This is a genomic window from Streptomyces wuyuanensis (assembly GCF_900103455.1).
GTDB lineage: Bacteria > Actinomycetota > Actinomycetes > Streptomycetales > Streptomycetaceae > Streptomyces > Streptomyces wuyuanensis.
Genome location: NZ_FNHI01000014.1, coordinates 77,809 through 94,282, shown reverse-complemented (window position 1 = coordinate 94,282; position 16,474 = coordinate 77,809). Strand labels below are relative to the sequence as shown.

21 protein-coding genes are annotated in these 16,474 nt (G+C 70.5%); 4 read left to right on the top strand and 17 right to left on the bottom strand.

Annotated elements, in window-relative coordinates:
* Positions 1-2: 2 nt before the first annotated feature.
* The 16 genes from BLT82_RS21135 to BLT82_RS21060 form a co-directional block, all read right to left on the bottom strand.
* Complete coding sequence (locus tag BLT82_RS21135) at positions 3-947, bottom strand: 5'-3' exonuclease (protein ID WP_093657157.1); 945 nt, start codon at positions 945-947, stop codon at positions 3-5.
* 94 nt (positions 948-1,041) lie between these two features.
* A complete protein-coding gene (locus tag BLT82_RS21130; RefSeq protein ID WP_093657154.1) occupies positions 1,042-1,563 on the bottom strand; it encodes a hypothetical protein in 522 nt (173 codons plus the stop codon).
* Positions 1,564-1,748: 185 nt separating this feature from the next.
* Entirely contained in the window at positions 1,749-1,976 is a 228-nt protein-coding gene (locus BLT82_RS21125) for a DUF7848 domain-containing protein (RefSeq protein WP_093657152.1), read from the bottom strand.
* 290 nt (positions 1,977-2,266) lie between these two features.
* A complete protein-coding gene (locus BLT82_RS21115) occupies positions 2,267-3,115 on the bottom strand; it encodes a helix-turn-helix domain-containing protein (protein WP_093657148.1) in 849 nt (282 codons plus the stop codon).
* Between the two features lie 15 nt (positions 3,116-3,130).
* Entirely contained in the window at positions 3,131-3,655 is a 525-nt protein-coding gene (locus BLT82_RS21110) for a DUF6879 family protein (protein ID WP_093657146.1), read from the bottom strand.
* The gene (locus tag BLT82_RS21105) at positions 3,627-3,869 is read right to left on the bottom strand and encodes a hypothetical protein (RefSeq protein WP_093657144.1); all 243 of its coding nucleotides are present in this window, start codon (positions 3,867-3,869) and stop codon (positions 3,627-3,629) included. Before BLT82_RS21105 ends, BLT82_RS21110 begins: the two co-directional genes overlap by 29 nt.
* A 185-nt stretch (positions 3,870-4,054) precedes the next feature.
* Positions 4,055-4,309 (bottom strand): ribbon-helix-helix domain-containing protein, encoded by a 255-nt coding sequence (locus BLT82_RS21100; RefSeq protein WP_093657142.1) that lies wholly within the window; start codon positions 4,307-4,309, stop codon positions 4,055-4,057.
* Positions 4,310-4,405: 96 nt separating this feature from the next.
* On the bottom strand, positions 4,406-4,645 hold the full coding sequence (locus BLT82_RS36855) for a hypothetical protein (RefSeq protein WP_143041514.1): 240 nt from the start codon (positions 4,643-4,645) through the stop codon (positions 4,406-4,408).
* A complete protein-coding gene (locus BLT82_RS21095) occupies positions 4,638-4,985 on the bottom strand; it encodes a hypothetical protein (RefSeq protein WP_093657140.1) in 348 nt (115 codons plus the stop codon). The genes BLT82_RS36855 and BLT82_RS21095 overlap by 8 nt, the downstream gene beginning before the upstream one ends.
* A gap of 119 nt (positions 4,986-5,104) precedes the next feature.
* Positions 5,105-5,368, bottom strand: coding sequence for a hypothetical protein (locus tag BLT82_RS21090; protein WP_093657138.1), 264 nt, complete (start codon positions 5,366-5,368; stop codon positions 5,105-5,107).
* Between the two features lie 73 nt (positions 5,369-5,441).
* Positions 5,442-6,245, bottom strand: a complete 804-nt coding sequence (locus BLT82_RS21085) for a hypothetical protein (protein ID WP_093657136.1) — start codon at positions 6,243-6,245, stop codon at positions 5,442-5,444.
* A 28-nt stretch (positions 6,246-6,273) separates the two neighbouring features.
* Complete coding sequence (locus BLT82_RS21080; protein ID WP_093657134.1) at positions 6,274-6,765, bottom strand: hypothetical protein; 492 nt, start codon at positions 6,763-6,765, stop codon at positions 6,274-6,276.
* On the bottom strand, positions 6,762-7,043 hold the full coding sequence (locus BLT82_RS21075; RefSeq protein WP_093657132.1) for a hypothetical protein: 282 nt from the start codon (positions 7,041-7,043) through the stop codon (positions 6,762-6,764). The genes BLT82_RS21080 and BLT82_RS21075 overlap by 4 nt, the downstream gene beginning before the upstream one ends.
* A 186-nt stretch (positions 7,044-7,229) precedes the next feature.
* Positions 7,230-7,538 carry a hypothetical protein gene (locus BLT82_RS21070; RefSeq protein ID WP_093657130.1) on the bottom strand — a complete coding sequence of 103 codons (309 nt, stop codon included), beginning with the start codon at positions 7,536-7,538 and terminating at the stop codon, positions 7,230-7,232.
* A gap of 149 nt (positions 7,539-7,687) precedes the next feature.
* Positions 7,688-8,668: a hypothetical protein gene (locus BLT82_RS21065; RefSeq protein ID WP_143041513.1), complete on the bottom strand. Its 981-nt coding sequence runs from the start codon at positions 8,666-8,668 to the stop codon at positions 7,688-7,690.
* Between the two features lie 522 nt (positions 8,669-9,190).
* A complete protein-coding gene (locus tag BLT82_RS21060; protein ID WP_167746053.1) occupies positions 9,191-10,645 on the bottom strand; it encodes a recombinase family protein in 1,455 nt (484 codons plus the stop codon).
* Between the two features lie 405 nt (positions 10,646-11,050).
* Between BLT82_RS21060 and BLT82_RS21055 the strand changes: the two genes are divergently transcribed.
* The 4 genes from BLT82_RS21055 to BLT82_RS21040 all read left to right on the top strand — a co-directional run bounded on the left by BLT82_RS21055 (position 11,051) and on the right by BLT82_RS21040 (position 15,358).
* Positions 11,051-12,142: a quaternary amine ABC transporter ATP-binding protein gene (locus BLT82_RS21055; RefSeq protein WP_093657124.1), complete on the top strand. Its 1,092-nt coding sequence runs from the start codon at positions 11,051-11,053 to the stop codon at positions 12,140-12,142.
* Positions 12,135-13,973: an ABC transporter permease/substrate binding protein gene (locus BLT82_RS21050; protein ID WP_093657122.1), complete on the top strand. Its 1,839-nt coding sequence runs from the start codon at positions 12,135-12,137 to the stop codon at positions 13,971-13,973. Before BLT82_RS21055 ends, BLT82_RS21050 begins: the two co-directional genes overlap by 8 nt.
* 126 nt (positions 13,974-14,099) lie before the next feature.
* Positions 14,100-14,651, top strand: a complete 552-nt coding sequence (locus BLT82_RS21045) for a helix-turn-helix domain-containing protein (RefSeq protein WP_093657120.1) — start codon at positions 14,100-14,102, stop codon at positions 14,649-14,651.
* Positions 14,648-15,358 carry a helical backbone metal receptor gene (locus tag BLT82_RS21040; protein WP_093657118.1) on the top strand — a complete coding sequence of 237 codons (711 nt, stop codon included), beginning with the start codon at positions 14,648-14,650 and terminating at the stop codon, positions 15,356-15,358. The genes BLT82_RS21045 and BLT82_RS21040 overlap by 4 nt, the downstream gene beginning before the upstream one ends.
* Here the strand turns inward: BLT82_RS21040 and BLT82_RS21035 are convergent.
* Complete coding sequence (locus tag BLT82_RS21035; RefSeq protein ID WP_093657116.1) at positions 15,294-16,451, bottom strand: SLAC1 family transporter; 1,158 nt, start codon at positions 16,449-16,451, stop codon at positions 15,294-15,296. The two genes, BLT82_RS21040 and BLT82_RS21035, sit on opposite strands and share 65 nt — an antisense overlap.
* Positions 16,452-16,474 lie beyond the last annotated feature (23 nt).

Here is a 16,474-nt window from a genome sequence, read left to right as displayed (position 1 = left end):
CCTCAGTCGAGCGGTTTCGCGGCCGCCAGCTCCGTACGCAGCCGGCCCACGGGCCTACCGAGGCCCCAGCGCGCGGCCAGTTCCTCCAGTGCGGCCGGGTCGCGGGGCTCCTTCGGCAGGGCCGGATCGAAGGCGGGCAGCGGTACGTCGCCCGCGACCCGGACCACCTTCGGGGCGACCGCCACATAGGGCCGCGACTCGTCCAGCCGCTTGCGCTGGGACGGCGTCAGCCCGGACGCGGGGTCGTCGACAGCGGCCATGATCCCGGCCAGGTCGCCGTGTGCGGCCAGGAGCTTCGCCGCCGTCTTCTCGCCGATGCCCGGCACCCCGGGCAGCCCGTCGCTGGGGTCACCGCGCAGCAGTGCGAGGTCCGCGTAACCGGGGCCGTCCACTCCGTACTTCTCGCGGAGCACCGCCTCGTCGGTGGCCTGCATCATGCCGACGCCCTTCAGGGGGTACAGCACACGGATCCCGCGGGCGTCGTCCACGAGCTGGTACAGGTCGCGGTCGCCGGTGACGATGTCGACCGGGCCCGTGGCGCGTGCCGTGAGCGTGCCGATCACGTCGTCCGCCTCGTATCCCGCGACGCCCACCCGCGCGATGCCGAACGCGTCCAGGACCTCCTCGATGACGGGGACCTGCGGCGACAGGGTGTCCGGGACCTCCTCCTCGTCCGGCCCGGCCTCGGTCTCCACCGCGACCCGGTGCGCCTTGTACGAGGGGATCAGCTCGACCCGCCACTGCGGCCGCCAGTCCGCGTCCATGCAGGCCACCAGCTCGTCCGGGCGGTGGTCCTGGACCAGCCGGGTGATGAACTCGAGCAGCCCGCGCACGGCGTTGACCGGCGTGCCGTCGGGGGCGCGCACGGAGTCCGGAACCCCGTAGTAGGCGCGGAAGTACAGGGAAGAAGTATCGAGCAAAAGACACTTACGTGGGCGCGTCGTCATGGGCCCAGGATCGCACTGCTCGCCGACTGGTCGCCCCAAACTACGAAACGCCCCCGCCGGGGGTGGCGAAGGCGTTCGTGGCGTTAGTCGGGCGTCAGGCGGTGCCTCCCGCCACGATCGCGGCGCAACCGTCGCACCAGTCCTGCGGACGACGACGAGCCGTCCACGCGTCGCGGTGCGTGCTGTGGAACTCCTGCTCGCCGTGGTCAATGCAAAGAGCCATCCACTTGTCGGCAGCGTCCATCAAGCCATACTCCGCGCAGTTCACGGACGCCGTAAGCGCGCCCGTCGCGCGGACGACCGCTGCCCAGCGGACGCCGTGGATGCTGACGGCTGTCTCGGTGTGCTTGGTCGCAGCGAAGACCTTGGTCGTACGCGGCTCGGTGGCGCGGGGCTCGTCGGCCTTGGCCTTCTTGGGCTTCCGCGCCTTCTTCGCGGGCTTCGACTCCGGGGTGGGCTCGACCGGCGGAAGGTCAGCCGTGAGCTTCATGCACGACTTGCACGTGACGTCGCGGTCCGACGCGTCGTGCTGGTCGCCAGACTTCCCGCACGCGAGCTCCCCGTCCGCCTTCACCAGGTGTACCGCCGCGCCCTTGCCCACCGTCGCGTTAGCCATGTCGTCGCCTCCTCGTCGCCGGTCCGTCCGGCGAGAGCCCGAAAGTAAGACGCTGCTCGGAGCGAGCGCAGCTCTGTGACCTGGGAAAACGCGAAAGCCCCCGCCGGGCCGACGGGGGAATCGGCCTGACGGGGGCGGTACCGGGCGCGTCCGACTGCGTTGCTCGCCGTCGCCGGACAGGGGGCCTACTCGTTCCGCGTCACGCGGGCGTGGTCGGTGTACTCGCGCCGGAACACGTCGTGACCGGTACGCCCGGTGTGCCTGAGCGCCCAGTCCTGAGCGTCGTCCGGGTCACCTTGCGGGCCGGAGGACTCGCCACAGTCGTGCGCGACGCAGAACAGCTCGGCTGTGACGCCGCCGTCTGGGAGGTGCTGGATCGTGTGCTCGACATACCGCAGCACCGCGCGCGTCATGCTCGGCCTCCGTGCGGGTGGTTCCTGATCTCGGCGCTCGTTTCGTACGCCTTCCGCTGGTCGCCACGGTCCAGGGCGGACCGACGCTCCCGCACCAGAGCCATGCACACGCCACAGCCGTTGGCGGGGGAGCAGTCCAGCAGCCACCTCTCGATAGGCAGCTCTACAGGCGGAGTGGAATACCGCGTGGGTTCGGTCACCGTGCCCCCTCGTCTCGTGCGCACCATGCCGACCACGCTAAGAACCAGCCAGGCAGGGCATCCACGAAGTTGCACAGAATTGCACGCGACCTAGCCGAGCGCGGCTATGGCGTCCGCGATCAGCGCCCGCGCATGGGTGCCGTAGACGGCAAGGTCGGCCGCGCGGCTGAACGCCTTGGCGTACTGCGCGACCTCGGACGGGGCCGTGACCGTGACGGCCGCCGTCAGCAGCTCGACCTGAGCTTGCTCGGCGTCGTAGATGGAGAACGTCTCCAGCGGCCACATGCCCCGTTCGGCCGAGAACGGCACGACGCCGAGCGAGACCGCCGGGAGCGACATGATCGAGAGCAGGTGTCCGAGCTGCCCGGCCATCACCTCGGCGTTGCCCATGCGGTACCGCAAGACGGCTTCCTCGACGAGGATCGCGAACCGGTGATCACCCTCGCGCAAGACACGTGAGCGGTCCATGCGCGCGGCGACGGCTTCAGCTACGTCGTTCGGGGCCTCGCGGAAGGCCGTGATCTCAGACAGCAGCGCGGTTGCGTAGGCGGGCGTCTGGAGCAGCCCGGGCACGACGTTGGAGCAGTAGATCCGAAACGTGCGGGTGCGCTTGAACAACGGCACGTAGGACTCTTGGAGTCGCCGCAGCCCAGTGCGCTGGAGCCGTTTCCACTCGACGTACATCGACTCGGCCGAGCGGGACGCGGCGATCAGATCGGCGGCTTGCTCGTCCGCGCCGCAGATGTTGCACCATGCCCGGATGTCGGCGTCAGACGGCGGGGTGACGGCGTTCTCGATGCGGGAGGACTTGGACGGGTGCCAGCCGGCTCGTAGGGCGATCTCCCGAGCCGTCAGCCCAGCATCCAGGCGGATCTCCCGTAGGCGGGCAGCCAACGCCTCGCGGGCGGCCTGGACGCTGGATGACGGGGAGCGGGCCATCGGTGGTGTGGTGCCTCAGATCTTGTAGCGGTCGTGCGGGATGGCGCGCTCCCAGACGGCTTCGAACGCCGACGAGCAGAGCTTGGCGACGGCCGGGCGGTCGTCGACCTCGTCGCCGAGGTACGCGCCGTCGCCGGAGAAGTAGCCGAACCGGACCAGCTGGTCATCGAAGACCCAGAAGTCGTTGCCCGGCAGACTCAGGTCAGACGCGTTCCGGCGCGGCAGCCAGCGGATCTGCTCACCGGCGGCGACGTTCGTGAACGTGCCGTCGTACAGATAGCGCGTGTACTCGCTGACGGGCTCCGAGACGATCCGGGCACGCCGGATGACTACGCCACGGACGACCGTCTCGGCCACCATGTCCAGCCACGGCCGCCACCAGGACGCGCGGTCGTTCGGGTCCGGTCGGTGCCCCGCCTTCCACGCGGCGACGCGAGGAGCCTCGTCGGGGTCGTCGTAGAAGTCGCGCATCTCCAGATGCACGGCGGACCTCTGGCAGTTCGCCAGCAGCTCAGCGAACGGCGGTGCCGTCTGCGGCATCGCATGCCTCCCGGATAGCGGCGACCATGCGCATCGGCAGCCGCACAACGGTCTCACTGTCGGGGATGGGACCCGTCTTCAGGCACTCAGCGCGCGTGCCGTCGTCGACCGTCCACCCCTGGAACACAAGCTCTTGCTTCTCCTCGTCCACCCAAACCGTCGGACAGTTCGCCCCGTCCGTGTTCGGGTCCTTCGCGATGAACCGTAGCGCCATGATCCCCTCCGTGGTCCTGCGGGTTGCACAGACTTCTACGAACCTCCTCCCGCGCGACTGAGGCGGTCAAGGGTGCGGTTTCGGCCAACGCGGGGCGCGGACGCAGCCGGGGCGGCGTCGGACAACGCAAAAGGGCCCCGTCAGACGTCGCGTGTAAACGACGCCCAACGGGGCCTTGGGATGTCTTACGCCCGTGCGTTCCGGCGGAGCAGCACCGGCGTCAGCTGGTGGGCGTTGGACGGGTCGACGGAGAACCCGATCACTGCCGGGCGCAGGTCGTCGCCGTCGCGTATGGCCCAGGCACGGCGTGAGACGCCGTAGTACATGCGCAGGGCGGCGCGGAGAACGTCAGACGGGTTCGTGTCTCCACCGGCGGTCAGTTCGTCGACCATGGCGGAGATCTCGTCATCGATGCGGGCGGCGATGCGGCGTTCGGTCATGCGGGCCTCCGGGGTGCGTCAGACAATGGCGCGGGAACCGTGAGACACGGAGACCGGTCCTGGGAGGACCTTGTGTGCAGGGTCACGCGGGCCTGCTCAGGCGAGGTCGGCGATTCGCGCGCGGAGGTCGTCGCCGTTTGCGTGGACCTCGGCAGACGCGACTTCGACGATCTCGCCCTTCATGGTGACCATCTGGTTTTCGGCGATAGCGGGGTATCCGGCTGCGCACCACTGGCACGTCGTACCTCGGTACACGTAGCGCCGGTGCTGCGGGCACAGGTTGCTGTCGCCGCCCCGCTCCGGCTTCGGCTTCTTGCCTGCGCGTCGGTCAGTCATCTTCGAGCTCCCAGCCGAGTCGGGCCATCGCCGTAGGCGTGACGCCGAGCGAATCAAGGGTGTCGGCGACGAACTTGGACTCGTGGGCGGCGATGCTGGAGACCATCTGCTTCGCTTGCAGCGTCACCAGCGCGGCGACGACCGGGCGCAGCTCGTCACCCCAGCAGGCGGCTTGCGGGGACTGCCAGTACGCAGCCCAGAGGGACTGCTCGTAGTCGGTCCACTCCTTGACGGGCGGCAGGTCGGGGACGGGGTAGCCGTGGTCCATCGCGAGACGGCGGATGGTCTTCGCGGCGCGCGGTACGTACCCGCCCCGCTGCGCACCTGGGCGAGTACCCATAGGCGTTGCCTCCTTACGGAAGGTGGTAGTTCAACTTTGAAATAGATAGCGGACCTGGGAAGCCCCTCCCCCGCGCTTCCTGTCCCCGTGGCCGGAGGGGTCAGCCCCCAGGTCGCTCGTCACGCTGCGTCGTCGCAGACCATCGCGCGGAGGTCGGCCAACGCCCCGTACACGAGCGCGCGGTCGCTGTCGGTCGGCATCTGGATCTGATTGGCGATGAGGTGGACGACGCGGGCACGTCGGCCCTCGAACGCGAACCAATCGGCGGCGGGCGGGTCATCGCCACGTACCAACGCATCGGCGATGCGCATCGCGGCGGCGAAGTCTGGGTCACGCGGCGGTACCAAGTACCGAGCGATGATGGTCAAAGGGTCGTCGCTCATGGGTCCTTCCTGGACACCGGACGGGGAAGGCCACCCATCCCTACGCGGGCGGCCTACCCCCAGCCGGCTGATGTCAGCGGCCGAGCTTCAGCCGCGTGTACGTCGAAGCAGCTGCACGGGCCTTCTGGACCGACGTGAGGGCCTGGGACGTCCGTCCCGCAGCCGAGCGCTTCCGGTCGCCGGAACGCGCCGCCGTGTCGATGACCGCAGCGCGAACGGCGTTCACCACCGCCGGGCGAAGGTCGCCGTCGACGCCGCGCGCGGCCATGTAGTCGGACAGCCACGGACCGGCCACGAGAGCGCCGACCGCGTCGTCCCGCCGGGCGAGCTGCCGGACGGCATCCACGAGCGCACTCGGACCGCCCGAACGGGCACCGTCCAGGATCATGACCGCGTCCTGACGCGCCGTACCGGCCTCGCCATTGGGCATGGTCGGGCGCGCAGCCTCGTACAGCGACGCCTGGGCAACCTCCAGGCGGACGTCGGCTTCCTCGAACGCGGCGGCGATATCGCTCTGCGCCTTGTCGGTGGTCTCGCGGGCGAGTCGCTCGCGGCCAGCCGGGAACATGGTGTCGTCGCGGAGGTAACCGTCAGCCTGCGCGGCGGCGACGTCGGCGATGCCGATCGTGCGCCGAAGGGCCGAGGACGCTTCGTTCACGAGCTGACGCGTGGCCGGGTCCAGGTTCGCGGAGAAGTCGGCGTTGCGGCTGAACTCGGCGAGGTGGTGGTCAGCAGCGATGGGCAGGTTAGCCATGGCGACGTCGGCCGGGTCCGGGGCGGGCTGCGGAACGCGGATGGGGATCGGGTTGGCTTCGCTGCCGACCGGGGCGGTCGGGTCGGTGACGGCGTTGGTCGTGATCTCAATGAGCTCGGACATGTGGGTCTCCTTAGGTGTGTAAACGAGGTCAGGGGCGGCGGCCGGGATCGGTCCGCTCGGGACCCAGCGCGGCGCGAATCTTGGCGTCGATGTCATCAGCGACCGTGCGCTGGATCGGGCGCGGAGGACGCGGTGGGCGAGGTGTATCGGTCGACCGCTTCGGCCGGGTGTTTTCGTTGGTCTTCCGTCTGGGCCTGCTCGGCTGCGGGCCGCCGTATCGGTCATCGCGAGCGGTGAAATGCAGGCCATACACGAACACCGAACCGTCCGGCTCGGCATCGCATCGGGTACCGATCAGCTGCAAGTACCAGCCGATTGCGGCGTCGGGTACGCGGTAGTCAGCACCCATGGCCCGGAGCGTGCCTTGGACGACGCGGGTAACGTCGGCGACCTTCACGCGGTCAGTGTCGGAAGCGCGGTAGACGACGAACGGTAGAGCCGCAGCAATGCGGGTGGCGTACTGGTGGTCGTCGGCTGGCAGCTGGTCGATGTCGGGAACGGGCAGGCGATTGGTGGTCACGCGGCACCACCCATCAGCGCCAGGTCGAGCACGTACGTGCTGCGTCGGCCGTCGCGGGTCGTGGTCTGGATGGTCCATCCGGCCGCTCGCATGAGACGCACCATCGAGCCGAGCGGGACAGTCGCCATCTGGCGGCGGCTGAGTTCGGCATTCACGGCCCAGTGCACGCGGACGATGGGCTCGTACGCGCCCGGCCGGTTGTCGATGAGGTCTGGGAGCAGGTCAGCGAGGCGCGTCGCATGGACGTGATCGCCGGGGTGCAGACGCTTGAGGTTCACGGGGTTCTCCAGGCATGGCCAAGGGCCGCACTGCGGCGTTCCAATACGGCCCCGGTGGGTTGGTCGGTGTGTGGTCGTTCGCGGGCGTCAGACGGCCAGCAGGAGCAGTGCGGCGACGAACATCAGCGCCGTCCAGCGGGCAATGGAGAGCACGTTGATGAGCGAGGGCATGAGTGGTCCTTCGGGTCAGCGGGTGGCAGCGAAGGCGTACGGGTCGGCACCGGCGATGAGCGCGGGGATGATCGCCTCGTGGCGGGCGAGCGCGCTGCTCAGGTGGCCGAGCGCGCTGTCGTTCTGGGCGCGCCAGTAATCGACGTCTTCGGCGTCATCGCCGACACGCAGCGCCGGAATGTCACGACGCCGGACGGCTGCGGCGTGGTACGCGGCGGTGGTTGTGAGTCGATCCCAGTTCGCACGCAGCTGCGGCGGGCAGTGGGGATTCGCCAGCATGGCCGCGATGTCGGTCGTTGTGTAAACGTTCGTGGGTGCGGCCATGGAGGCCTCCTCGTTTCAGGCATGAAGAAACCCGCCGCCAGGCGCGATGCCGGGCAGCGGGTGGGGTTGGGGCCGGGCGGGGCGTGCTCGGTCGTCAGTCGGTCAGCAGTGGCGTCCTGGTGACGCGCGGGGCGCGGTGGTCGGCACGGTCAGACGACCTTCCGGAGCTTCACGACCTTCGCCGGACGGATGGCCTCGTTGACGGCCGCGACCAGGGTGTTCTGCTCCTCGGCCAGGGCGGCGAAGCCAGCGAGGGCATCGGTACGGATGTCCTCGGCCATCTTCGCGACGATCAGGCGGGCGAGATCCTTGCGCTCTTCACGGGTCATCTGTGGAACCTCCCTGGTCACGTACGCGGGCTGTGGCTTGCCGTCGATGCGCCGACGGGTGCGGGGGCCGACAGCGATGTCGGCGATCTCGAAGAACTTGTTCCGGCCGATCGGTTCGACCCTGTCCGAGCTGGCTGCCGCCGTGGCGTACCGCTTGTGCAGGTCCTTCGGAGCGATCACGACGCCTGGGCCTGACCGTTCTTGCAGCAGCAGCAGATAGCGGGCAGCGGCTTCCTGGCTCGGGCGGTCCGTTTCGCGGATCTCGGCGCGGGTCGCGGCGTCGAATGCGCGCTTGGCGGCGTGGCGTTCCTCGGGAGTCTGCTTCCGTCGCTCACGCGGGGCGCGAACCACACGAGGCAAACTACGGCGCACCGCGTCGGCGACGTTGCGGAGGTATCCCGCCACGGTCACAGGCATGGCCGCAAGGATGAACAGCCGCAGGTCGCAGTACGGGCGTCCGGCGGTGTGGTCCTCCGGCAGGGCGGCGATGAACGCGCGGACGCCGTCGATCAGTTCGGCCAGGCCGACGGCAGCCGGCTCGCCGTCGATGGCGGGAGCGGTCAGGTCGACCATGCAGCCGTCGTCGTTGCGGATGTCCCGTCTGGCGTTGAGCACCGGCAGGACGATGTCCGCGAGGACGGCGGGGCCGGGCAGTTCGACGGACAGGCCGGTGTCCAGCTTCATCATGAACGGGCGGCGTGCGCGTTCGCGGTGGTAGCGGTTGGTTGCGTCAGCCAGGGCAGCGAGGGTGGCGACCGCGCGGGCCGCCTCGGTTGGTGGGCCGGGGGTGGGTGGTGGCATCGGGGAGCCTCCGGGGTCGGCATGGTGGGACGTACTGGAAGTACGCCAGCGGGGGACGCCCTGCTCGTGCGGGGCGGACGTTTTAGAAGTGGGCCAGCAATCACGAAATGTGTGCACCGCGTTGGGTGAGCCTGATCACTTCGGGAGGTCCAGCGCGGGGCGGGGCTGCGCGGAGGCAAGGCGCGCCCTTTGGGGTGTGTCTACTTTCGTGCGGACAGGACGTAGGAACGTCACTCTCCCTTTAATAAGTAAGTAGCTGCTGCTGCTACTACTAGCTGGAAAATAGTGAGTGACGTTAGTTCCGTCCTGTCCGCGCAAAAGAAGACACACCCCGGTCATCGCCCCAGGTCATCGCCCGCGCCGTGCCCGGCGTCGCCACCGCGTCCCATATGAGAAGTGCGCCAGCGCCCCCGGCTTCTGCTCGATCTTGACCAGTGGCGCTAGCCACATTTCACTGCTGCCCGTAGGAACGACGAACGCCCCGGCATCCGTCCAGGACACCGGGGCGCGTGTAAACGTCGGTCAGTCGGCCAGCTCGACGCCGTCGCCGTCACGCCAGTGGATATCCACGCGGGACGCGTCGACACCGCGCCGACCACGCACGCCAGGCTTGATCACGATGTGGCGCAACGCGCTCTCAAGCAGCCCGCGTCGACCGTCGGTGTCTCGGGACTCCCACGCCTCCTTGAACGTCTGACCGGTCGGGATCATCTCGACGACCGGCTCCGACGGCGCGGCCAGCAGCTCCCGCTTCCGCGCTTTCAAGGTCTTCATGTTCGACCACAGCACCGCCTCACGATCGTCGTCGTCGACCTCGCGCAACTCCGCCGACACGGCCTGGAGCTCCGCCTCGACGGCTGCCAGGTCGGCGACCTCGCGGACGGTCTCGCGGACCTCGACGACCTCGTACCGGCCGACCGTACCGAGGAAGACCGACTCGATGTGCTCCTCTATGCGGTCGGCGACGATGGACACGCCCCGCTCGCAGCCGGTGCCGTCTGACTTCCCCTGGCACGAGTAGCGAGTCGTTGGGTTCTTACCCCCGGTCTGGTTCACGCGCAGCGATCCGCCGCACGACGAGCACCGCAGCAGCCCGCCGGACAGGAGCCGGGCACGGCGCTTGCGTTCCCCCCCTGGGGTCTTCGTCGGCGCGAGGAGCACGCGCAGCCGGGCCATGTCCTCTTCGGGGAGGATCGGTTCCCACGCCTGGACGGGCGCGCCGTCGTCGTCGCGGACGACCTTCCCGTGATGCGTCATGTAGCCAAGCGACGCGTCCTGCGTCAGGACGATACGCAGTGAGGTGAGCGACCACTTGGCAGCCTTGCGGGGAGTCGAGCCGGCTGCATTGAGGGCGGCGGTCGCGGCGTACGTCGATGCACCGCCGAGGATCATGTCGGCCGCCTTGCGGACGTACGCGGCTTCGACGGGGTCGACAGCGAGGGCCTTGCCGGGGCCGTTGGGGTTGTCGACGACGCGGTAGCCGAACGGCGCAGCACCGCCGGGGTAACGGCGAGCCTTGACGAGGGCGGCGCGGGCAGCCGTGACTCGGTCGCGGATGGTGGCTGCTTCAAACTCGGCAAAAACGCCGAGCATCTGCATCAGCATTTTTCCGGCGGACGTCGTCATGTCGAACGGCTCCGTCGCGGACACCAGCGCCGCCCCGTGCCCGGCCCACTCATCGACCAGGTTGGACAGGTTCGACATCGACCTAGCCACGCGGTCGATGCGCCAGACGAGCACGGTGTCGGCACGCTTGGCAGCGACGGCGTCACGGACGCGGGCAAGGCCAGGCCGATCAAGGCCGGTCTTCGTGGCGGACACGTCGATGTCTTCGACGATCTCGGCCAGGGCCCAGCCACGGGCGCGGCACGTATCGGCGATGATGGATCGCTGCCGTTCGATCGAGGTTGACTCGTCGGTGGCCTTCGAGATTCGGGCGTACCCGATCACGCGTCTCGGCGCGTGCTGCTTCGTCATGCGGGTCATGGTAAGACGCGGCGAGGCGGTGTCGAGGAGCATCAGGCGTCGCGTCACAGTCCGAATGATGCCGTACGCCGCCGACAACGCCCGGTCCTCCGCGAACCGGCCGACCTACCGGGCGCCTGCGCGACCCGGGCTCCCCAAGCTGCGCACACCGGCCGGCATGCCGACATGCCGACCGACCGTCCGCGCCGCCCGCGACCGCTCGTGACCTGCCGACACGCCCGTGAACTGGATCACTCCGGCGTTTGGCCCCCCGGCGCCGGGGCAGGCGCGGCGCCGGAGCGGACCCCGTTGCGCCTTCAACCGGTGAGGACGCGGGGAAGCGGGCAGAAGCCGCCCGCTCCACGGCCCGCCGCCGGGGGAAGCGGGCCGTTTTTCGGTTCGACGCGTGAGGTGTATGTGTCCAGGCTGCAGGCCGAGCATCTGTACAAGGTGTTCGGCAGACGACCCGACGAGGCGGTACGCAGGCTCGAGAGCGGGTCCGGCCGTGACGAGCTCCGCGCCGACGGAACGACAGCCGCGGTGATCGACGCCTCGTTCTCCGTCGAGCCGGGCCAGATCTTCGTCGTCATGGGTCTCTCCGGGTCCGGCAAGTCCACGCTGCTGCGCATGCTCAACGGACTTCTGGAGCCGACCGCCGGACGCGTCCTCTTCGACGGCCAGGACCTGACCGCGCTCAGCGCCCGCGGGCTCCGCGACGTGCGCGCCAACAAGATCAGCATGGTCTTCCAGCACTTCGCGCTGTTCCCCCAGCGCAGCGTGCTGGAGAACGCCGCCTACGGCCTGGAGGTTCAGGGCGTCGCCCGTCCCGAGCGCGAGCGCCGCGCCACCGAGGCGCTGGAGCTCGTCGGCCTCGCCGGGTGGGAGGGGTCCTGGCCGGACGAGCTGTCCGGCGGCATGCAGCAGCGTGTGGGCCTCGCCCGGGCCCTCGCCACGGACGCCGACCTGCTGCTGATGGACGAGTCCTTCAGCGCCCTCGACCCGCTGATCCGGCGCGACATGCAGGACCAGCTGCTCGAACTGCAGAAGCGGCTGAAGAAGACCATCGTCTTCATCACCCACGACCTCAACGAGGCCATGCGCCTCGGCGACCGCATCGCCGTGATGCGCGACGGCCGGATCGTCCAGCTCGGCACCGCCGAGGACATCCTGGTCCGCCCCGCCAACGACTACGTGGCCTCCTTCATCCAGGACGTGGACCGCTCCCGGGTGCTCACGGCCGCCACCGTCATGACCGAGCCGCAGAGCGGCGGCGAGGCCGACGCGTGCGGCTGCGAGACCGTCACGCCCGACACCCTCGTCGCGGACGTGTGCGCCGTCAGCGCCCGCGTCCCGCACCCCGTGGCCGTCAAGGACGCCTCGGGCGGGGTCGTCGGCGTCGTGCCGCAGTCCCGGCTGATCGGCTTCGTCGGCGACGAGCCCGGTGAGCCGGTGCCCTGCGACTCCCCGGTCCGCCTGCCGGAGCGGAAGCAGGTGAGCGCACGTGCCTAGGCTTCCCCTCGGCGACTGGGTCGACGGCGGCGTCGACTGGCTCCAGTCCCATCTCTCCTGGCTCTTCGACGCCGTCAGCTCGGTCGTCACCGGCATGTACGACGGCATCGACGCGGCGCTCTCCGCGCCCGAGCCGCTGCTCTTCGCGGGCATCCTCGCCGTCGTGGCCGGGTGGCTGCGCGGTCTGCTCGCGGGCGGTCTCGCCTTCGCCGGCTTCGCCCTGATCGACTCCGTCGAGCTGTGGGACGACGCCATGTCGACCCTCTCGCTGGTGCTCGTCGCCACCATCGTCACGCTGGTGATCGCGGTCCCGCTCGGCATCTGGGCGTCCCGCTCCAAGACCGTCAGCGCGGTGATCCGGCCCATCCTGGACTTCATGCAGACGATGCCGGCCATGGTCTACCTGATCCCCGGCATCATCTTCTTCGGCGTCGGCGTGGTCCCCGGCATCATCGCCACCATCGTCTTCGCGCTGCCGCCCGGCGTGCGCATGACCGAGCTGGGCATCCGCCAGGTCGACGAGGAGCTGGTGGAGGCCGCGGAGGCGTTCGGCACCACTCCGCGCAACACGCTGGTCCGGGTGCAGCTGCCGCTCGCCCTGCCCACGATCATGGCCGGCGTCAACCAGGTGATCATGCTCGGCCTGTCCATGGTGGTCATCGCCGGAATGGTCGGCGGCGGCGGACTCGGCGGCGCCGTCTACCGCGCCATCGGCAACGTCGACATCGGACTCGGTTTCGAGGCCGGCGTCTCCATCGTCATCCTCGCCATGTACCTGGACCGGATGACGGGTGCGCTGGGCCGCCAGGTCTCGCCCCTCGGCCGCCGGGCGCTCGCCCGGGCCAGGGCCGCCGCCGGCGGGCCGAGGATCCGGGACCACCGTCCCCAGCCCGTCGTGGCCGTGGTCGGCGTCGTGATCCTCGCGCTCGTCGCGGGCGGCATGGGCGTGTTCGGCGGCGCCAAGTCCTCCGGGCCCGGCGGCGCCGGCGACGTCGGCCAGGGCAGGAAGATCTCCGTGGGCTACATCCCGTGGGACGAGGGCATCGCCTCCACCTTCCTGTGGAAGGAGCTGCTGGAGCGCCGCGGCTTCGAGGTCGATGCCAAGCAGCTGGAGGCCGGCTCGCTCTACACCGGTCTCGCCGGCGGGCAGATCGACTTCCAGACGGACTCCTGGCTCCCGGTCACCCACGCTCAGTACTGGAACAGGTACCGGGACAAACTGGAGGACAAGGGTTCCTGGTACGGCCCGACCTCCCTGGAGCTGTCCGTGCCCGCGTACATGAAGGACGTCGACTCCCTCGACGACCTCAAGGGCAAGGCGGGCCGGTTCAAGGGCCGCATCGTCGGCATCGAGCCGAGCGCCGGGATGATGGGGCTCCTCAAGGACAAGGTCCTCAAGGAGTACGGCCTGGAGGGCGAGTACGAGGTCGTGGACGGCTCCACCCCCGGCATGCTCGCCGAGCTGAAGCGGGCGTACGACAAGAAGGAGCCGATCGTCACCACCCTGTGGTCGCCGCACTGGGTCTACAGCGCCTACGACCTGAGGAAGCTGAAGGACCCGAAGGGCACCTGGGGCAAGGGCGACGGCATCCACACCCTCGCCCGCAAGGGCTTCTCCGAGGAGAACCCGCAGGTCGGCAAGTGGCTCCAGGGCTTCGAGATGACCGAGGCGCAGCTCACCGGCCTGGAAGCGAAGATCCAGGAGACCGGCAAGGGCAAGGAGCAGGACGCGGTCCGCGCCTGGCTCAAGGAGAACCCCGGCCTCGCCGACAAGTGGACGCCCGTGGGCCAGTCCGCGGCGAACGGCTCAGAGCCGCACCAGACCAACTGAATCCCCCCACCGGTGAGGGCCCCGTCACATAACGTGGCGGGGTCCTCGCCGTTGCGGCTGGGGCAACGGAGGGTTGCCCGGGCCGGAACGTGCGTAAGGTACAGAGAGGAGGGAGGGACCTCAGTCATGGGAGACAAGGAAGCGCTCCGGGTCGGCTCCGCCGTCCGCCGAAGGCGCCGTGCCCTCGATCTCACGCTCGCCGCCGTCGCCGGACGCAGCGGCTTGTCCGTGCCCTTCCTCAGCCAGATCGAGAACGAACGGGCCCGGCCCAGCATGCGCTCGCTGCACCGGGTCGCCGACGCGCTGGAGACGACCGCCGCCGAACTGCTCGCCGCCGCCGACTCCTGCCGGGTCGTCGACGTCGTCCGAGCCGACGACGCCGCCCTCGCCGCCCGGCCGGGCGTGCGCCATCTGGTGCGCGGTCACCACCAGCTCCACGCCGTCGAGTTCACCGGCGAGCAGGACGCCGGAGGCGAGCACCAGCACCGCAACGACGAGCTGATGTACGTGGCCGACGGCGGCGCGGAGGTCGAGGCCGAGGGCCGTGCCCACCGGCTGGAGAAGGGCGACACGCTCTTCCTCTCCGGCGGGGTGCTGCACCGCTGGCGCGCCACCCGCCCCGGCACCCGCCTCGTCGTCGTCGCCGTCGCCGACCACATCGAGGCCGTCGCACTGTGACGCGGGTCGTGTCCCTGGTGCCCTCGCTCACCGAGGCCATCGCGGTCAGCGCGCCCGGGCTGCTGGCCGGCGCCACCGACTGGTGCACCCACCCCGCCGGCCTCGCCGCCGCCAGGATCGGCGGCACCAAGAACCCGGACGTGGAGGCGGTCGTAGCGCTGCGGCCGGACCTCGTCGTCGCCAACGAGGAGGAGAACCGGGAGCCCGACCTCGCCGCGCTGCGCGCCGCGGGGCTCGACGTGCTCGTCACCGAGGTGCGGACCCTCCCCCAGGCGTTCGCCGAACTGGAGCGGGTCCTCGACGCCTGCGGCGTCCCCCGGCCCCGATGGCTCGACGACGCCGAGGCCGCCTGGGACGCCGTCGAACCGCCGGCCGAGCCGCGCCGCGCGGTGGTGCCGGTGTGGCGGCGTCCCTGGATGGTCCTCGGCCGCGACACCTTCGCCGGCGATCTGCTCGCCCGGCTCGGCATCGAGAACGTCTACGCCGCACACCCGGAGCGCTACCCCCGCATCCCGCCGGACGAGCTGGCCGCCGCGGGGGCGGACCTCGTCGTGCTTCCCGACGAGCCCTACCGCTTCACCGCGGACGACGGCCCCGAGGCGTTCCCGGGGATCCCCGCCGCGCTCGTGGACGGGCGCATGCTCACCTGGTACGGGCCGTCGCTGGCGGCGGCGCCGACGGAGCTGCGAGCAGCGCTCCGCCGGTGAGACCCCGCAGCGTGAGGGTCCCGGCCACGGCCCAGGCCGCGACCAGGAAGGCGTACAGCGCGGCCGCCGCCCAGGCAGGAACGGCGGCACCGGTGCGCGCCGACAGCGCCGCCGCCCCCGTGACGCACGTACCGACCGGGAAGGTGAACGCCCACCAGGTCATCGCGAACGGCATGCCCCGGCGGGCCGCCCGCACCACGAGCGCCGCGGCCGGGAGGAGCCACAGCAGCGCGAGACCGAGCGCGACGCTCCCGTAGGCGGTCGCGAAGGAGCCCAGGACCGCCCCGTCCGCCCCTCCCACCGCCGAGGGGGCCACGTTCGCCAGCTTGTGCACGGCGGTCGTGGACTGGCCCAGCGGCCCGAGCACCAGGAACAGTGCCGGTGTGGCGGCGAGCGGCGGAGGGCCTTCGCGCAGGAGCCGCAGGATCACCAGCGGCAGGATGACGAGCACGGCGGCCAGACTCACGGCGAACAGCCCGTAGCAGCCCAGGAGCGCCGCCCGTCGCCACGGTCCGGCGGGCACCCTGCCCACGAGGAGCGCGCCCAGCGTGGCCGCCACCATCGGGGCCACCACCGGCAGCAGCCAGACCGGGGACGCGTCCCTCGCCGCCACCCGGCGCCGGGTGACGAGCAGGTACGGGACCGCCACCGCCGCCGTGAGTCCCGCCAGTGTGCCGGCGGCGAACAGCGCCGTCGCCGTCACGAGCGCCGCGTGCTCCCCGATGACGCCCCCGCCGACCGTGAGGGAGCCGATGCCGACGGCGAGGAGCGCCATCGCCATACAGCCCTGGAACGGGGCGACCGCCGGATCGAGCAGATCTGCACGCGCCCGGTCGTGGTGGTGGGCCCAGTGCGCGGCGCGCGCGACGAGCAGAGCGGCCAGCGCCAGTGCGGACAGCACCCAGACCGCCTCCAGCACGTCCCGCGGTCCCGCGGGCCCCACCGGCAGGGACGCACCCGCGATGGCCACCGCGGCCGTGCCCATGACGGCGGAGTACCAATTCGGCCCGAGACGGCTCAGCGGTGGGGCGGGCCGGGTCGTGCCGGGCGGCACGGCGGGGGAGGGGGTGCGGGGATGGGCGACGATGACCATGGTTCCACCTTCGGGCCCCGGCG